Source organism: Trinickia sp. (assembly GCF_036503415.1).
Classification (GTDB): domain Bacteria; phylum Pseudomonadota; class Gammaproteobacteria; order Burkholderiales; family Burkholderiaceae; genus Trinickia.
Genome location: NZ_DASXWY010000007.1, coordinates 62,475 through 79,093, shown reverse-complemented (window position 1 = coordinate 79,093; position 16,619 = coordinate 62,475). Strand labels below are relative to the sequence as shown.

Annotated in this window: 17 protein-coding genes; 3 read left to right on the top strand and 14 right to left on the bottom strand. The window is 66.0% G+C overall.

The window, feature by feature from the left end; translation table 11 throughout:
- Positions 1-18: 18 nt before the first annotated feature.
- From VGL01_RS01340 to VGL01_RS01310, 7 genes are read right to left on the bottom strand one after another with little or no spacing between them, the layout of a single operon-like run.
- Positions 19-1,086 carry a 2-aminoethylphosphonate aminotransferase gene (locus VGL01_RS01340; RefSeq protein WP_331566297.1) on the bottom strand — a complete coding sequence of 356 codons (1,068 nt, stop codon included), beginning with the start codon at positions 1,084-1,086 and terminating at the stop codon, positions 19-21.
- 3 nt (positions 1,087-1,089) lie between these two features.
- Entirely contained in the window at positions 1,090-2,268 is a 1,179-nt protein-coding gene (gene aepY, locus VGL01_RS01335) for a phosphonopyruvate decarboxylase (RefSeq protein ID WP_331566295.1), read from the bottom strand.
- Positions 2,265-3,968: a phosphoenolpyruvate mutase gene (aepX, locus tag VGL01_RS01330; protein ID WP_331566293.1), complete on the bottom strand. Its 1,704-nt coding sequence runs from the start codon at positions 3,966-3,968 to the stop codon at positions 2,265-2,267. The genes aepY and aepX overlap by 4 nt, the downstream gene beginning before the upstream one ends.
- Positions 3,965-4,729 (bottom strand): phosphocholine cytidylyltransferase family protein, encoded by a 765-nt coding sequence (locus VGL01_RS01325; RefSeq protein ID WP_331566291.1) that lies wholly within the window; start codon positions 4,727-4,729, stop codon positions 3,965-3,967. Before VGL01_RS01325 ends, aepX begins: the two co-directional genes overlap by 4 nt.
- Before the next feature lie 55 nt (positions 4,730-4,784).
- Positions 4,785-5,822: a lysylphosphatidylglycerol synthase domain-containing protein gene (locus VGL01_RS01320; protein ID WP_331566289.1), complete on the bottom strand. Its 1,038-nt coding sequence runs from the start codon at positions 5,820-5,822 to the stop codon at positions 4,785-4,787.
- A complete protein-coding gene (locus VGL01_RS01315; protein ID WP_331566287.1) occupies positions 5,819-6,655 on the bottom strand; it encodes a HalD/BesD family halogenase in 837 nt (278 codons plus the stop codon). Before VGL01_RS01315 ends, VGL01_RS01320 begins: the two co-directional genes overlap by 4 nt.
- On the bottom strand, positions 6,652-7,341 hold the full coding sequence (locus VGL01_RS01310; protein WP_331566286.1) for a CDP-alcohol phosphatidyltransferase family protein: 690 nt from the start codon (positions 7,339-7,341) through the stop codon (positions 6,652-6,654). Before VGL01_RS01310 ends, VGL01_RS01315 begins: the two co-directional genes overlap by 4 nt.
- Before the next feature lie 236 nt (positions 7,342-7,577).
- On the opposite strand from VGL01_RS01310, the gene VGL01_RS01305 reads away from it, so the two are divergent.
- From VGL01_RS01305 to VGL01_RS01295, 3 genes are all read left to right on the top strand, one after another.
- Entirely contained in the window at positions 7,578-8,012 is a 435-nt protein-coding gene (locus tag VGL01_RS01305) for a hypothetical protein (protein WP_331566284.1), read from the top strand.
- 212 nt (positions 8,013-8,224) lie between these two features.
- A complete protein-coding gene (locus VGL01_RS01300; RefSeq protein WP_331566282.1) occupies positions 8,225-9,403 on the top strand; it encodes a porin in 1,179 nt (392 codons plus the stop codon).
- Positions 9,404-9,507: 104 nt separating this feature from the next.
- On the top strand, positions 9,508-10,260 hold the full coding sequence (locus VGL01_RS01295) for a 2-keto-4-pentenoate hydratase (RefSeq protein WP_331566280.1): 753 nt from the start codon (positions 9,508-9,510) through the stop codon (positions 10,258-10,260).
- 75 nt (positions 10,261-10,335) lie between these two features.
- Here the strand turns inward: VGL01_RS01295 and VGL01_RS01290 are convergent, their stop codons facing one another.
- The 7 genes from VGL01_RS01290 to VGL01_RS01260 all read right to left on the bottom strand — a co-directional run bounded on the left by VGL01_RS01290 (position 10,336) and on the right by VGL01_RS01260 (position 16,615).
- A complete protein-coding gene (locus VGL01_RS01290) occupies positions 10,336-11,862 on the bottom strand; it encodes a sensor domain-containing diguanylate cyclase (RefSeq protein WP_331566579.1) in 1,527 nt (508 codons plus the stop codon).
- Positions 11,863-12,036: 174 nt separating this feature from the next.
- The gene (gene mdcH / locus VGL01_RS01285) at positions 12,037-12,975 is read right to left on the bottom strand and encodes a malonate decarboxylase subunit epsilon (RefSeq protein ID WP_331566577.1); all 939 of its coding nucleotides are present in this window, start codon (positions 12,973-12,975) and stop codon (positions 12,037-12,039) included.
- On the bottom strand, positions 12,975-13,622 hold the full coding sequence (locus VGL01_RS01280; protein WP_331566278.1) for a malonate decarboxylase holo-ACP synthase: 648 nt from the start codon (positions 13,620-13,622) through the stop codon (positions 12,975-12,977). The genes mdcH and VGL01_RS01280 overlap by 1 nt, the downstream gene beginning before the upstream one ends.
- A 20-nt stretch (positions 13,623-13,642) precedes the next feature.
- Positions 13,643-14,458 (bottom strand): biotin-independent malonate decarboxylase subunit gamma, encoded by an 816-nt coding sequence (gene mdcE, locus VGL01_RS01275; RefSeq protein WP_331566276.1) that lies wholly within the window; start codon positions 14,456-14,458, stop codon positions 13,643-13,645.
- Positions 14,455-15,384, bottom strand: coding sequence for a biotin-independent malonate decarboxylase subunit beta (locus tag VGL01_RS01270; RefSeq protein WP_331566274.1), 930 nt, complete (start codon positions 15,382-15,384; stop codon positions 14,455-14,457). The genes mdcE and VGL01_RS01270 overlap by 4 nt, the downstream gene beginning before the upstream one ends.
- Positions 15,381-15,716 carry a malonate decarboxylase subunit delta gene (locus VGL01_RS01265; protein WP_331566272.1) on the bottom strand — a complete coding sequence of 112 codons (336 nt, stop codon included), beginning with the start codon at positions 15,714-15,716 and terminating at the stop codon, positions 15,381-15,383. The genes VGL01_RS01270 and VGL01_RS01265 overlap by 4 nt, the downstream gene beginning before the upstream one ends.
- Entirely contained in the window at positions 15,704-16,615 is a 912-nt protein-coding gene (locus VGL01_RS01260) for a triphosphoribosyl-dephospho-CoA synthase (protein ID WP_414720150.1), read from the bottom strand. The genes VGL01_RS01265 and VGL01_RS01260 overlap by 13 nt, the downstream gene beginning before the upstream one ends.
- Positions 16,616-16,619 lie beyond the last annotated feature (4 nt).

Below are 16,619 nucleotides of genomic sequence, written 5' to 3'. Positions count from 1 at the left end.
TCTCCGAATACGCTCGCGCTATTTGATCGAGGACCGGACCGCCTGCAAGAACCGGTCGATATCGCCGGCCTCGATCGCGCCCATCGTCGAAATACGAAAGACGCTGTCGTACAGCGCACGCTGACCTGGATAGATCACGAACCCGTGCGCCTTGAGCCCGTCGTGGAACGGCTCGAACGGCACGCCTTGCGGCAGCCGATAGGCGCGCAGCACGACGGACGAACGTTCGGGCGGCAGCACGGCCTCGATTCCGAGCGCGGCCAGCCCGGCGCGGGCTTGCTCGGCGAGGGCCGCGTAACGCGCATGACGCGCCTGCCAGCCGCCTTCGTCGCGGAATTCGCGCAACGCTTCGACGAGCGCATAGTAAGCGTGCACGGCCGGCGTGAACGGCGTGTTGCGCTCGGCTTGCAAGCGCGCCAGGCGGCTCAGATCGAGGTAGTAGGTCCGGCTCACCGCGTGTTCGAGCGCATCGTGCCGGGCAATGACGAATGCCGCTCCGGGCACGCCGTGGAGACACTTGTTGGCGCCGGCCGCAACCGCCGCAATCGCGCCGCTCGCGAAATCGATTGCCTCGGCGCCGAAGCTGCTCACCGCGTCGACGAGCAGACGCACGCCTCGCTCGTTGCAGAGCTGGCCGATTGCGTCGATGTCATTGAGGCGCCCGCTCGTCGTCTCGTGATGGATCACGGCAACGTGCGTGATCGCGCGATCGGCCTCGAGCTGCGCCGCGATGCGGCCGAGATCGGGCGCGGCCGTCCACTCATGGACGAGTGCGTCGTGCGCAATGCCGTACTGCCGCGCGATATCGACGATCCGCTCGCCGTAGACGCCGTTTTGCACGACGAGCAGCTTGCCCTCGCGCGGTACGAGCGAGGCAACCATGCTTTCGACGGCGGCCGTGCCCGACCCGGTCAGCACGGTGGCGGACCAGGTCGCGGCGTCAAGACCGTAGACGTCGAGCAAACGCGCGCGCGCTTCGTCCTGCAAGTCGTAGAACTCGCTTTCGCGATGGCATAGATCGGTTCGGAGCAGGCTTTGGCGGACGCGCTCCGTCAACGTTACGGGGCCAGGGTTGAGCAGCAGCATCGATCACACTCCGGTAGGGGCGCCGAGATGGCGCATGAGCCGCGTCTTGACGTCGACCGGGGAGACGGTGGGCCGCGGTAGTCCCTCGGGCGTACCGCGGCGCACGGTCAGTCGCGCGAAGCGAGGCGCGTCGGGCAAGCTCGGGCCGGCATCGTCGAAGAGCGCATCGATCACGCTCGCATCGTCGCCCTCGATGGCCGACGCGTAACCGCAGGCGGCGGCAATCGCGGCGAAGGAGACGTGCGGCGAGACCGTGGCCTGGCCGCCCGTCGAATCGTGCACGCCGTTATCGACGAGCAGATGCAGCAGATTGCCCCGGCCGTAAGCGCCGAGCGTTGCGAATGCGCTCATGCGCATCAGCGCGGCTCCGTCGCCGTCGAGCGCGACGACGCGCAAATCGGGCCGCGCGAGCGACAAGCCGAGCGCCAACAACGTCACGCAACCCATCGAACCTACCATATAGAGCTGATTCGGGCGGTCGTCGATCGCGTAGAGTTCGCGTCCCGAGAAACCTGTCGATGCGAGAACGACGGTCGAATCGGGCGGCGTGAGCTCGATGACGCGCTGTAACGCCTCGTGCCGCGTAGGCAGCGAATCGACCGGCAGCCCCCGCCACTGTGCGCGAGGTTGGCAATGGGTCGCACGCGCGACGGGCTGCCCGCTCAGCGGATACGGCGCGACGCTGCCTTTTTGCATCACTAGAGCATACGGGCGGCCCGTCTCGTTCATATGGGCGACGGCGCGCCCGAGCGCGGGCTCGATCTCGTGCACTTCGCAAGGAAAGCGTTCCCATGGTATTTCCATCGTCTCGAGCAGTTTCGGCGTGATCGGACCCATCAACGCGTGCTGCGGCTCGTCCGACACGCCGGGCTCTCCGCGCCAGGTGACGATCAGCAGTTGCGGCAGCCGGAACGTCCAGGTCAGCGAAGTCAGCGGACTCACCGCATTGCCGAGCCCGGAGTTCTGCATCATCGTGACGGCCCGCACGCCGTTGCGCGCGCCGAGTGCGATGCCTGCCGCGAATGCCACGGCGTCCCCTTCATTGGCCGCGCTGACATAGTGCAGTCCGGGGTCTTGCAGCACATAGTTGATGAACGGCGTCAGAAACGAACAGGGCACGCCGCCGTACCAGTGGAACCCATGCCGGCGCGCCGCCTCGACGAACTGTTGCGCTTCGATCACCGCGGGCCTCCGTTGGCCCCGCCGTTGCGCGCGGCGCCCAGCGGCGCTTGTGCGTGCGCGAAATCGCCGGCGCGGCGGAAATCTTCGAGATCGTTGACGCCGCACCAATGCCCGTGAACGTACTGCACTTCGATGCGCTCGCCCGCGTCGATCAGCGCATTGATCAGCGCCGGCATATCGAGCGCGTCGAAATCGGGCTGCAGCCGCATTTCGTCCAGCATGGCCGTCAGCCGGGCGCATCCGGCGCCCCGCACGCCCAGCAGACCGATCCATCGGCCATGGGCAGCGGCATCCGCATGCGAGCCGGAGCGGATGCGCTCGAGATAGGTTTTCTGTCCGAACAGTGCGCGGTCGTCGGCCGCCGAGCAGTACGCGAAATCGCGCACACTGCGGTTCGACGGTTGCGTTTGCGACGAGTCGACGACGACCGTGAACGGCGCATCGCTTTCGACGAGATCGCGCAGGATGTAATGGCGAAAGAGCAGATCGCCGTACGAGATAACGGTGTCGCCGGCGAGCGCATCGCGTGCGCAGGCGAGCGATGCGAGTTCGCCCGTTTGAGCGTGCTGCTCGTTGACGACGAGCCGGATGCCGGTCGGCTCGATCGCATCGGCGCGATAGCCTCCGACTACGGTGATCTCGTTGACCCGTTGCTGCTTGAACGCGTCGACGAGCCAGCGCAAAAGCGGTTTGCCTGCGACGGGAAGCATGACTTTCGGTCGGTCTTCCGTGACGGCTTCCAGCCCGCGGCCGCGGCTGGCGGCCAGCACCACGGCGCCGCCGGCGCGCCGTGTGCTGGACAGATAAAGGCGCTCGGCGCTCGAGTATTCGTCGGCGTCTTGCAGGCGGAAGATCTCGTCGACGGTCGCGATGCGTTCTTCCACGTTCACGAGCGTTTCGCTGTCGCGAATCTCTCTTGCTACCGCCTGCATCGACGACGCGGCGGCACGGATCAAATGATTGGCCCAGATGACGAGGCTGATGCCGGCCTTGCGAAACACCTCGGTAGGCGTGCTGTAGTACTTCGTCGGCACGATGACGAGCGGCGCACGGCCCGCCCATTCGCGCGCGAAGGTCAGGATTTCGTCGGGACGCGACAGTTTGCTGTGGATGAGGATCGCATCGGCACCGGCGGCGCGATAAGCTTCGGCACGCTTGAGCGCCTCGTCCATGCCCCACCCGGCGATGAGCGCTTCGACGCGCGCGACGATCGAGAAATCCGCTTCGCACTGCGAATCCTTGCCGGCCTTGATCTTGCCGCAGAATTCGTCGATATCGGCCAGCGGCTGGCGCTCGCCGCCGATGAAGCTGTTCGTCTTCGGAAACTGCTTGTCTTCGATGCACACGCCCGCAATGCCGCGCTGCTCGAGCTTGCGCACCAGCCGGCGCACGTTGTTGAAGTTGCCATAGCCGGTATCGCCGTCGAGCAGGATCGGCAGATCGCTCGCATCGGCCATGAACTCGAGTGTGTCGACCACCTGCGTCCAACTGGCTTCGTTGTTGTCGCGCACGCCGAACTGCGCGGAAATGGCGAGGCCCGAGGCCCAGATGCCTTTGAAGCCAGCCTCGCGCACGATGCGCGCGGACAAGCCGTTATGTGCCTCCATGATGAATTCGAGTTCCTGGCTCGCGATCATCTCGCGCAGCCGCGCAAAACGGGAGCGTGCCGGGGCGGAGTTCATCGGTTCGCGTGCATTCATTGAATGGCTCCTGCAATCGGTGCGAGGCGCGGCAGCACTTCCTGCTCGGCCCGCTTCACATCGTTGGGAAAGTCGATTTCGACCCAAGGCATGCCGGTGACATCGGCCACCTCGAAACGGTTGCCGCTTTCGAGCAGCAGATCGCGTACGGCTTCCTCGTGCGGCATGTTGCTTCGGCCGTCGTCGACGTATTGCGCGACGATCTGCGCGAGTCGCCGCGCCGTGTCTTCGCGAAAGCGAAAAAAGCCTACCGATTCGCCGATCGTGTCGTAGTCGAGCCCTACCGCGAGCTGCTTGCGAAGCTCGATGGGCACGCCGTTCTTGAGACAGAGTTTGACCGGCTCGTCTCCCGCCTCGAAGTCGCGATCGAGCAGCACGCGGTTCGCGCTGGCACCGGCCGTCAGGGCCCGCAGGATCGCTTCGTCGTAGAGGACATCGGCATCCATCAGCAAGACGTCGCCGCCGCGCGTGAGCGCATTCGCAACGGTGTGAACGGTCAGGACGCTGCCGAGCTCATAGCGCGGGTTGAGCACGATTTCGGGCGCCGGCTGCCACTCGATGCGCGCCAGTTCGGCGCGCACCTGTTGCGGCTCGAAACCGAGCGCAAGGACCACTTCGGTGACGCCCGCGCTGCGCAGTGCACGCAGGTGGCGCTCGAGCAACGTGATGCCCTGAAAGCGCAGCAGGCATTTCGGATGCTGCTCGCCGGCCGGCATCTGCAGACGCAGGCCGAGCCCGGCCGCGAGAATGATCGCTCGCATAGCGATTGTCTCCTTGCAAGGGGCCGGCTGAAGTGACCGGCTCGTGAAGTCGAAGCTATAAAATCGATGCCCCGGGCCGCGGCCCGTCGTCATCGACCGGGCCCGTTGCGGCTGCGCGGCGTTGCCGCCATCTGCGTTCGCTCCAATGCAGATAAACGAGGCCGGGCAAGCCCAGCGCGAGCTCGCGCGCCCGTTTGGCCAGCGAGAGCGCCAGCGCGGTTTCGGGCGGCAGCCCCACGAGCGGTGCGAGCAGCAGGTAGCCGCCTTCCTGAGCGCCGAGCGAACCCGGAATAGCAAATGCGGCGCCTCGGATGGCCTGCCCCACGCTTTCGAGCAGCAACGCATCGAGCCAGCCGACCGGATGACCGAGAAAGCGCAGCGCAAGCCAGACTTCGCCCGTGCCGACGACCCAGCCGGCCAGGCTGAAGGCAAACGTGGCCGCCACGCGGCCCCGGCGAAGGTAGAGCGCGCGTACGTGTTCGTCGATGGTATCGGCCCGCGCGGCGAGCGCGCCGCCATCGCGCTTGCCGAACACCTTCGACGCCGCACGCACGAGGCGGCCGAATACGCCGCGCTGCTGGGCGATGAAAAATGCCGCGACGCAGACGCCGAGCGCAACGCCCGCGATCAGCATCGCCATGCGCACGACCGGTGTGGCCAAGCGGGCCGGAACCGCCGCGACGGCCGCGAACGCGGCGAGTCCGAGGCAGGCGAAGACGATTTGCGCCACGGCCTGCATCGTGGTGCTGACCGTGACGGCCGCGGCGGCGCTCGGCATCGGCATGCCGCGTTGCGCCAGATGACGGGCCATCAGCACCGGGCCGCCCAGCTGGCCGGCCGGCAACAAGCTGTTGACCGATTCGCCGGCCCAGCGCGCGAAAACCGTATCGGTCAATGTCGTATGCCGCGTCGCGAGCACGCGAATCGCACCCGCATCGATGACGAGCGGCAGCAAATGAAAGAGCGCGACGAGCGCGAGCCCCCATCCGGCCGCGGCGAGCGTACCGGCCACCGCGCCGAATCCCTGCCATGCAATGAGCGCAACGAAGACAGCGGTGCCCAGCGAGAGCAACGCCAAGGCCGCCCGGGTCATGCGGAGTCCCCCGGTCCGCCGCCCGCGCTCGCGCGCAGCGATGGCTTGCTGAACACCTGCCGAAAGCCGAAGTAGGCAACGGCGTCTTTCATGTTCGAAATGAAGCGCCGCCAGGGGCGCATGCGCGCATCGGTGACGTATTCGAACGTGAGCGAAACACGCATCTCGTTGGCACCCGCGGGCGTGATCCGGTGTCGCAGCTTGTCGCCGTCGAACAGGACGAGCGCTCCTGGGGGATATTGAATCGAGCCGGCGACGGGTGAGACGTTCGGCGTGCGAGTATGCAGCTCGTAGTCGAGCCGGCACGACGAATCGTCGACGACGCCGAGCAACACCGTATAGCGCGTGCCTTCGTAGTAGGAGGTGTCGTAGTGCCAACCGATGTGATCGCCGGCGCGCGTGTAGTAATAGAGGGCGTAAGCGTGGGGGTCGTCCCCGGGCGATGGCAGCAGGCGGGCGCCGGTGATCGATTCGAGCCATGCCATCAGTTCGCGCGAGCGGTAGAGCTCGGCGATGAACGGCGCGAGCCGGTCGATCGTATGACGGCTGACGCTGCCGCCTTGCTTGTGTCCGGGCAGATAGTTGCGATTGACGGCCGGCAACAGCGCGTGTGCGAGCGCGGCCAGTCTTGCGGTCACCTCGGCCGGCAAGAAATCCTCGAGATAGAGGAATGCGCCCTGTCGCGCGAACTCGCGCTGCAATCCAGCGGGAGCAAGCCGATCGAGTCGCGCGGCCAACTGCCGATCGAGCGAGCCGGCATCGGCGTGATTTTGCGGCATCGCGGGCGCTTCGCGCGTGGCCAGCGCGTTATCTTCGGAGGCGGGCCCGCTCATCGCGACATCCGCAGCTCGGCCGCTTGCCGCGCAGGGCGCCCCCGCCGCACGACTCGCCAATAATCGAACGTGACCCAGACGGCGAAGAGCGGCGCGCCGATCGCGGCCGCATCGATGAACGGTTCGATCCCATGCGCGAGCGTGACGAGCGGCAGCAGGTACAGCACGTCTTCGGTCTCGAAGCCGACGGCGAATGCCTGGCGCGTCCCCGCCTTGCCCGCGATCGATTCGATGCGCATGCGCAGATAGAAAATCAGCGCGACGGCAACGCCCGCGATCGCCCCCAGCGCAATGGGCAACGCGAATGCCGATTCGCCCGGTTTCGCGATCCCGACGCCCATCGACACGAACAGCGCGACGGTGACGAGCGCATCGCTCGCGAGATCGTAGAGATGCCCGAACCGGCTCGACTTGCCGCTGATGCGCGCGAGCTCGCCGTCGGTGTGATCGATGAAATTGGACAGCACGATCAGCAACGCGCCCGCATTGGTCCACGCAAAATCGCCCATGGCGAGACCGGCCGCCCCGGCCAGGCCTGTGACGAGCCGCAGCGTCGTGAGGTGGTTGGGCACGATGCGCGTGTCCTTGAGCGGCGTGACGAGCCAGCGTGCGAGTCGAGCGTCCCAGGTACGCGGCGGCGGGACTTGCGGGGCGGCTTGAGCGTTCGTATCGGCGCAATTATCCATCCGTGCAAATATATACGGTTTTCACTTTTAGTGCGTTCATCCTTGCATCGCGCGATTACGGACTGTTGCAGCGAGAGATCGATAAAAACGGTAAAGTGCGTGCCTTCAGGCGCCTTCGAGTGCGTCAATGTCGGCTTCGTCGCGTTGCCGGGAACGGCGGATCGCTCGTTGTCCATCTGCGCAATCCGCCTCATCGCGCGTTTCGCCGGACGGTTCGATCGACTCCATCCACTTGCATGAACAAGTACCTCGTCACTGCCACCGCCGTCGCTATTGCCGCAGCGCTGCCCCAGGCGGGCGCATGCGCGCCGCTCGACGACGCGCTCCATTGCAATGTGTCCGCCCATACGTTTATCCACAGCCTGATCGACGCCGGACAGATCGACGGCGAGCCGACGCGCGTGGAATCGAATTCCATCAACGCTTTCAACCTCGTCAAAGGGGTGGACTTGCGCGCGTTCGGCTACCCGGTGTTCGCGATAGTCGGCTACGAGGAGGGCGATCCGATTTTTCGCAAGGGCAGCGGCACGCGTCTTTCGCGTTCCGCGTACGGCGCCGTGGTATGGGGCTCGACGCCCAAGGTCAAGGCCTCGGTCGACGCGGCGCACAGCAATGCGATCGTGCACCACGTCGCGCCGTTCATCACCGCCATTTTTTGCGATCGGGATTGAGGCCCGCGTTTACCGCGCACGCAGCGTCGTGTCAAACGGTCGTTTGATGGGCGAGTGGCGATTGGGCAACGACTGCGCGAGCGGGGCTCGTCTCCCGATAGACGCAACGGATCAGTCATGCCACCATCGCTCCATGAGTGACTGACGGCGTCATGCCGGCCAAACAACAAAAACGCAACAAAAATGACCCAAGCGGACGGTTGGGAGGCTTCATGAAAAAGCATATCGTGGCGCTGGCGGTGCTGACGGCATTCGCCGGGCCTGCGGTCGCGCAGAACAGCGTGACGCTTTACGGTCTGATCGACGAAGGCTTCGACTTCACGAACAACGTGCTCGGTCATCACGACTACGAGTTGCAAAGCGGGTTTGTGCAGGGCAGCCGATGGGGGCTCAAGGGCACCGAGTCGCTGGGTAACGGTCTCAAAGCGGTGTTTCAGCTCGAAAACGGTTTCAATCTGAGCAATGGACGTCTGGGCCAGGGCGGCCTGATGTTCGGCCGGCAGGCTTATGTGGGGCTGGCCAGCGATTCATACGGCACGCTGACGGTAGGCCGCCAATACGACTCGGTGGTGGACTTCCTCGCGCCGACGACGGCCAACGGCAGTTGGGGCGGTCTGCTGTTCTCGCATCCTTTCGATAACGACAACACCGACAACACCTTCCGCGTCAACAATACCGTCAAGTATTTGAGCCCTGATTTCGCGGGCGCGCAATTCGGCGGTACTTATAGCTTCAGCAATAGTACGAACTTCGCCAATAATCGCCAATACAGCATTGGCGGGCAATACGCGAATGCCGGATTGCTCTTTGCCGCGGCTTACTTGCAGGCGAACAATCCGTCCGCCAATGCAACGGGCGCGATCGGCAATGGCGGCGATACCAATTTCGTGGCAAGCCGGCTGCGTATTTTCGGCGCGGGCGTCAACTATACATTTGGCCCGGCGACCGCGGGCTTCGCCTATACGAATGCGGACGTGCGCGATCCGACTGCCAATGGCTATCTCAATCAGATGACGACGGGCGAGACGCTGGCGCCGGTCACCGGGCCGCTGGCCGGTGCGGCCGTGACCTCGATCCGGTTCCAGAACTTCGAGATCAACGGCAAGTATCAGCTCACGCCCACGCTCTATGTTGGCGCGCAATATGTTTACACGCTGGAGACGTACAACACCGCGCTCGGCAGCGCAAGGCCGAAGATTCATTCGTTCGGTTTGATGGCCGATTACAACCTTTCCAGCCGGACCGATGTCTACATCCAGGGCGCGTTCCAAAAAGTCGGAGGCGACGCGACCGGCTCGAGCCTCGATAATGCCTACGTGCCGGGTGCGGCCGACTTGTCGGGCAGTTCCCGGCAGGTGGTCGGCCGTGTCGGCCTTCGCCATAAGTTCTGATCCTCCGACGCAGTTCGGGGCGGGTGGCCCGTTGTTTGCGAGCGCGCTGACGAGACGCTGGTCCGATGCCATCGCAGGCCATTCGAATTGAGGAGACGCGAATCATGACCCCGACACAAACGCTTGCCGCTCAACTGATCGAGGCGCACCGCACGCATCGGTTGATCGATGCGGGATCGATCGCTGCGTTGACGCCCGCGGATGCCGAGGAAGCCTACGTCGTCCAGCAATCGGTGCTCGCCGAGTTGGGCGGATGCGCCGGTTACAAGATCGGAGCGGCCTCGCCCACCGCCGAGCCGTCCTATGCGCCATTGCCGGCGCGCCGCGTTTTCGGCGCGGCGAAGGGCGTGCGCCTGGCCGACTACACGCGGCTCGGGCTCGAACTCGAGATCGCGTTCAGCTTTGCCGAGGATATCGACCGGACGTTCGCCGAGCGGGCCGAAGACACGCTGGACGCGATCGATACGATGTCGGTGGTCGTCGAGGTGGTCGATAGCCGCTATGAGGGGTGGCCCAAGATCGATCCGCTGCTGCAATTGGCGGATTTGCAGAACAACGGTGCGCTCGTGATCGGGGATTCGCGGCCCTACGACAAGAATTTCGATTTCGCTTCGCCGCAGGTCTCGTTTCGCTGCGGGGAGCACGAGATTTTCAGCGGCCGCGCGAAGCATCCCGCGGGCGATCCGCGCCGCCTCGTCGCATGGCTCGTCGCGCAGACGCTGCGAAACGGTCATTCGATTCCCGCGCGTACCGTGCTGACAACGGGCTCGTACACGCCGCTTTATATGGCGAAAGAGCCCGCTCGCGTGCACGGCACGATCGAAGGGTTCGGGAAAATCGAGTTCGAGATCGCATAGCACGCCAGCGTGCAGCGGTTCGGGAAGCCGCGCCGGCCGCTTCCCGACATCAAAAACGCTGCGGCTGCGCGCCTCTCAGTTCGCCGTGGCGGCCTCGCCCGGCAGCACCTTGTTGCGGCCTGCGGCCTTCGCGTGATAGAGCGCCTCGTCGGCGGCCTTGATCACTTTGGCCGCATCGGTTTGCTCGTCGGCATCCCGTTCCGGGTCCCAGGTCGCAAAACCGATGCTCGCCGTCACGCGGCCGAACTCGCTACTCGCATGGACGATGTCGAGGTTCGCAATTGCGTTGCGAATCCGCTCGGCGATTTGAGCCGCCTCGGTCGCCGGCGTGTCGGGCAGCACGATCAGGAACTCCTCGCCGCCGTAGCGTGCCGCACTGTCGTTCGGCAAACGGATGTTCGCGCTGATGCAGCGCGCGACCTCGAGCAGCGCATTGTCGCCGGCCTGATGCCCGTAGGTATCGTTGTAGGCTTTGAAGTGATCGATATCGACGAAGAGCAGCGAAAGGGCGCGCCGTGCGCGGCGCGTCTCACGCCATTCGTGCTCGAGGATTTCACCGAGCATGAGGCGATTGTTCAACCCGGTAAGGCCGTCCACGCGGGCGAGCAGCTGCAATTCGGATTCGGCGAGCAGGCGCCGCCGCAGCTGTACGCTCAGCATGATGGCGAGTGCGACGAACGCGAGCGCGAGCACCACCATCAGTCCGAGGACCGGCAGCGCCCGATGCTGCCAGCTCGCGTAGATATCGTCCTCGCCCTGGGCCGTCATGATGATGAGCGGCAATCCTTTCAGGTGCTTGAAGTAGTAGAGCCGGCGCACGCCGTCGATCGAAGCGACGTCCGTAAAGGTGCCTTCGGACGCCGACATGAAGCGGCGAAACGTGCTGGCAGACCGGATACTGCGACCGATGATCTTGGGATCGAACGGTTGGCGCATCACCATGACGCCGTCTTCGCCGATCAGCGACATCGAGCCGTGCGGCCCGAGAGCCAGCCCGGCGAACAGGTCGTGAAAGTACTCGAGATTGATCGCCATGAGCGCGATGCCGGCGAACGAGCCATCGGGGCGCGAAATCCTGCGGCTCAACGCAATGCTCGGCGAGCCGGCTCGCAACTGGGACTGGAACGGGTCGCTGATGTAAAGACCGGCATCCGGGCGATCCCGGTGGACCTGAAAATACTCACGGTGGTAAAAATTGCCATGCCGGGGCACGGGACCGACCGCATCGAGGACGATATTACCTTTCTCGTCGAGCACCAGCACCGACCCGAGGTATTGGGCCGTCGTCGCGCGATCGAAAAGCACGTCCTGGCGCACCTTCGGCGGCAATGCCATCGTCACCGGACTGCTTACACCGTCGACGACGGCTTGCAGCGAGAGCGCGTAAATCTCGAAATTGCGCGTAATGTCTCGCTCGGCAATCAGCGCGAGGCTTTTGGAAATATCTTCGGCGCGCTCGAATGCGCTGAGCCGCCCCTGATAGAGCGAGACCACGGACAGTGCAACCATGATCGCGGCGATGACGATTGCGCCGAGTACAACCCCGCTCGGCCCGCCCCAGCGCGAAAAGACGCTTCTTATTCGTCTGATTCGCGCGCGCATCGTTTTACCGCCATGTGTCTCCACCATTCGGGTGCATTCTCGGACTTCGCTGAGATTCGATCGGATTGACCCTACGATATGGATATATGCGCTCTTGCGTCAAGCGGTCCGTTCGATCCAAACGCGTAGGGCCGCGCATTTTCGCACACTCGAGAATGCGCATCGCCGATGCGTCTATCTGGTTTCCTGGGTGATGCGTTTGCGCAACACCGGAATGAGCCGCTCGTCGGGCATCGCGCACGCCGAGAACGCGGGGACCTCCGGAAAAGCGATCTGTGCGATGGATGTCAACACCTGGCCCGGGGGCGCTTCGACGAGCACCGATGCCCCCAGTTCGACGATCGATGTCAGGGCGTCGAACCAGCGCACGGTATAGCGCATATTGGTAGCCAGATCTTCGCGGATCGCGTCCGGGGCGCGCAGCGGCCGCGCCCGACGATTGCCGATGTAGAGCGCGCGAGGCGCATGAAACGGAATCTGGGCCGCATACGACGACAATTCGTCCGATTGAGCCGCAAGCAGCTCGCAATGCGACGGGACGCTGACCGCGAGTCGCTTGGCACGATGCGCACCCGCTTCGAGCGCACGCGCATTGAATGCTTCAAGTGCCTCATCGGAGCCCGCGACGACGACCTGCCGGGGAGCGTTGACGTTGCCGACGTAGACGCGCACTGCATGCTCCCGTGCCACCTGATCGGCCAGTGCCTCGACTTCGTGCTCGGTCAGCCCATCGATGGCGGCAAGGCCGTAGCCGCCCGGGTAGGCGGCTTCCATCAGTTCGGCGCGCCGCTTCACGAGCGCGAGCGCGTCTTCGAACCCGAGCGCGCCGCAGGTCACCGCCGCTGCGTAGGCGCCGACGGACAAGCCGGCGCACATTGCGATGTCGAACCCCTCATCGGCGAGACGGCGCGCCGATGCCACACCGGCCACGACGAGGCCGATCTGCACCGCCACGCTCGAGCGCAGCGCATCTGACGTATCGAGCGAGAGGACATCGATCGAAAGCGCCGCCGATGCCTGATCGACGGTCTCCCGGATGACCCGATGTTCGGGCAGCCGGTGGAGGAAGCCGGGGCTTTGCGCGCCCTGGCCCGGAAAAAGACAGGCGAGCATCATGCGCCTCGCACGGGCGATGGGTCGACCGGCTGTGCCGACCAGGGATTGTCGACCAGGCACGGGCCGTTCGGAGTCCTGAGCATCGTGCGCGGCTTGGCCGCGGCCCACTCCGAAAGCGCGATGGCGCCCGCCGGCGTTTCGAGTTGAACGTCGATCCGTGCGCCGGCCATGGCCCCTGCCGCCTGGATGTCCGCGAGGAGGGCGGCCGCCTCGCCCGGCGCCACTTCGTCCGGTGCGCGCACGAGTAAATCGAGGTCGCTCGATGCGCTGACGGTCGGTAGGCGCGTGGCGAGCTCGAAACCCGCGCTGCCCGTCGGCCCCCACTGATAGCGCGCGAGGCGGCGCACTGCGCGCAGCCCGGCGAGCGCGACGAACGCGCCGAGGCCGCGGCGGTCGGCGGACGGGGCGGCGGCCAACAACTGCTCAGGGCCGACGATTGCTTCGATCTCCTCACGCCTCGCGTAAGCCGCATAGCGTTGCGTGCGCACGTCGCCGCGGATGCCGATGGGAATCGCGGCGTTGGCGTAGACCGCCCGGCGCACCACGGCAAAAGGTATGCGGCTCAGCGCCGCGTGCGCCCAAGCGGGCGCGTCGCTCGCCAGTGGTGAGCGATTCAGTTTCAGCAGGTCGTGAGGGCGTCCCATCGTGAATGCGGCTCCCGTGCTCAGGCCGCGTCCCATTGCGCTGCGAGCCGTCGTCGTACCTCGATGGAAGCCGCGCGCGTCGATCGGGCCGCTTCGTTGTCGAGCCGGCGGGACAGGTCGCGCTCGCTGCCGTCTATGCCGGCGATGGCTTCCACGAGCGCGTCGCGCACGCGTTCGATCTGTGCGGCGGTGGGCGCATCCGCATCGACATCCGTGATGAGTCGATCGAGCAGGCCGAGTTTGGCGAAGGCCGATAACGCGTACGACATCGGCGTGACGGTCTCGCCGAGCGCGTCGAGCGCTTCGACCGAGCGGCGCGTGACGCGCGCCGCCGCATCCTTGCCCATCGCGTGGACCATCGTGCCGGGCGCGTCGAGCGCGAGAATCCGGTTGGCTTGATACCCGTGCGCGAGGAACGCGCCCGACATCGCCGGGCCCACGATCAGCGCGACGACACGATGCCCTGCGAGCCGCGCGCTGGCATAGGCATCCACGGCTGCTGCGCAGGCGAGATGAATGCCGAGCATTTCCTCGCGATAGCCGTAGGCTTGGCTCTTGACGTCGACGATCGCGACGATCGGACGCGGCCGTGCGCTCGCGGCATCTTCGTCGATGGCCTGCCGCACTGCGCGTGCGAGCAGCCATCCCTGCTCCAGTCCGACCACGTTCTCGCGCGCGCGCACGAAGCGGTTCCGTTCGTCAGGCACGACGGCGATGAAGCGCGTGCGCGTGCCGCCAAGCGGTGCATCGGCACACCAGACGGGGGCCGGTGTCGCCGGCTCGCCCGCGAGTGCCCGCATCCAGCGCTCGCCGCGGGTCAGGGGGGCTTCGTTCATTGGGACTCCTCACGATTCGCTTGCGGCGCGGCGTGCTGCTCGCAAGCCGGGTCATCGCATGCGTCTTGCTGGCCGCAGGGGCGGAACACGGCGCGCATCGCCTCGGGTGCGACCGTCGCCGGATCGATGCGCGCGAGGCTGTTCAGATAGCGCTGGACCGCCTCGCTGCGGTGCGGACTCGCCACCCCTTGCGAAAAGGCGACGTGCACGGCCGTTGCGATCGCGCTGGCGTCGTCCTCGACGAGCATGTCCGCAAAACCCGAAGCGACCCGTTGGGCACCGCCGATCAATTGCCAAATGCGCAGACGATCGGTGGCGTCGAGTTCGTCGATGCCCGCTTCCTGTTCGATGACCTCCGGGCCATTCATGCCGAGGCGCCCCTGCCGCGTCATGACGAGCCGCGTGCAGAGCGCGGCGGCGAGCGACATGCCGCCGAAGCACCCCACCATGCCGGCGATCACGCCGACGACAGGGACGTGGCGGCGCAACGAGACGATGGCCGACTGGATCTCCGCGATGACGGCCAAGCCGAGGTTGGCTTCCTGCAGACGCACGCCGCCTGTTTCGAAGACGATGACGGGGCGCACGGGCCGCCCGTTTTCGCAATCGCGCAGCGCCAGCTCGAGGGCCCCGGCGATCTTGCTGCCCGCCACCTCCCCGATGCTGCCGCCCTGAAACGCCGATTCGATCGCCGCCACGACGGCCGGTGCGCCGTCGATGGTGCCGCGCGCGATGACGACGCCGTCATCGGCCTGGCAGACGATGCCTTGCAACGGCAGCCAGGGGGAAGTGAGCCGATCGAACGGTCCCAGGAGTTCGCGGAAGGTGCCCGGATCGAGCAAGGCACGAGCGCGTTCGCGCGCACCCAGTTCGATGAAGCTCTCGCGCGCGATGAAGGGCGCGGCCGTGATTGCCTGATCGGTCATCGCGGGGCTCCCGGGTCAGGCGCGCCGCCAGCGTCCCGCGCGGCTTGCACGGCCTCTACCGCTTCGGCCAGGCGCAGCGAAACGACACCCGGCGTCGCGCCGAAATCGTTGATTTCGACGCGCACGGCGCCATCGAAGCGCGAGAAGAAGCGATCGAGCACGCTCTTCCAGATATGGCCGTAACCGTCGACGCTCGTTTGAACGGCGACCTGCGTGCGCATTGCGTCGTTCGGCCACAACAGCACTTCGAGATCGCCCGAACCGACCACGCCAACATGCGCGCGCGATGTCACGACATGTTGCGCGGGATACTCGAACGTTAAATGCTCCATTCGTCTGGGCTCCTGCCGGTGCCGTACCGCACCAGCTTGTCGATGAAGAGGGTGGCTGCGAGAAGATCGGCCGCACCGCCCGGCGATGCGTTCATCGCGACGAGGCGGCGGTCCAGCCGGTAAAGCGCCGCCCGGCCCGCCAGGCTCGCGCTGCCGCCGCAGGCGAGCACTTCGCGTGCGCCGCGTTGAGCGGCCTCGAGTGCCGGCGGGCCTGCGCGATGCAGCAGACAGGTGTCGTCGAGCGAGACCATGATGGCGAGCAGGGTGTCGATGCGCGCGGCGTTTTCGCCGTGACCGCGTCGCCGCGCCGCCTCGAGCGCGGGCAGTCCATGCTCGATGACGTGCGGAAAGCCGTCTTGTGCCTCGCGGCGCGCGCCGCCCACGCCATACCGTTGGCGAACGCGTGCACCGTTGCTGTCGGCCGGCAGCAGCGGCGCCGCGTAATCGGGGAAGCAGGCGATTCGCGCACCGTAGGCGCAGATGCTGCGAGGCTGCCAGGCGCGTTCGGTGTCGTGCGCGATCGTTGCGCCCGCAACGAGCAGCCCGATGATCCAGATTGCACCGCGATGTGCATTGCTGCCGTTGGTGGCCGCCATCATCGCTATTTCGCCCGCGCGGCCCAGTGCGGCGAGCTCGCTGCGCAGCGTGGCCGACGGCCGCTGCCCTCGGCTTGCGCGCGCCAGTGCGGCGAACGTGGGTTCGAGCGCGTGCGCCGAGCGCAACATGCGCGCGAGATCGAGATCGCGATGAGCGCCGCTGCCGCGCCGGTCGACGAGCGCGGGTTTCGGCGTCAACTGCGCTTCCTCGATCAGCGCCTGCACCGCCAACGCGGCGAGCAGCGACGTCGGATCGGACGCGCTGTCGCTAAGCTCGCGGGCGGTGTGCGCCGGGACGCGCATCGGG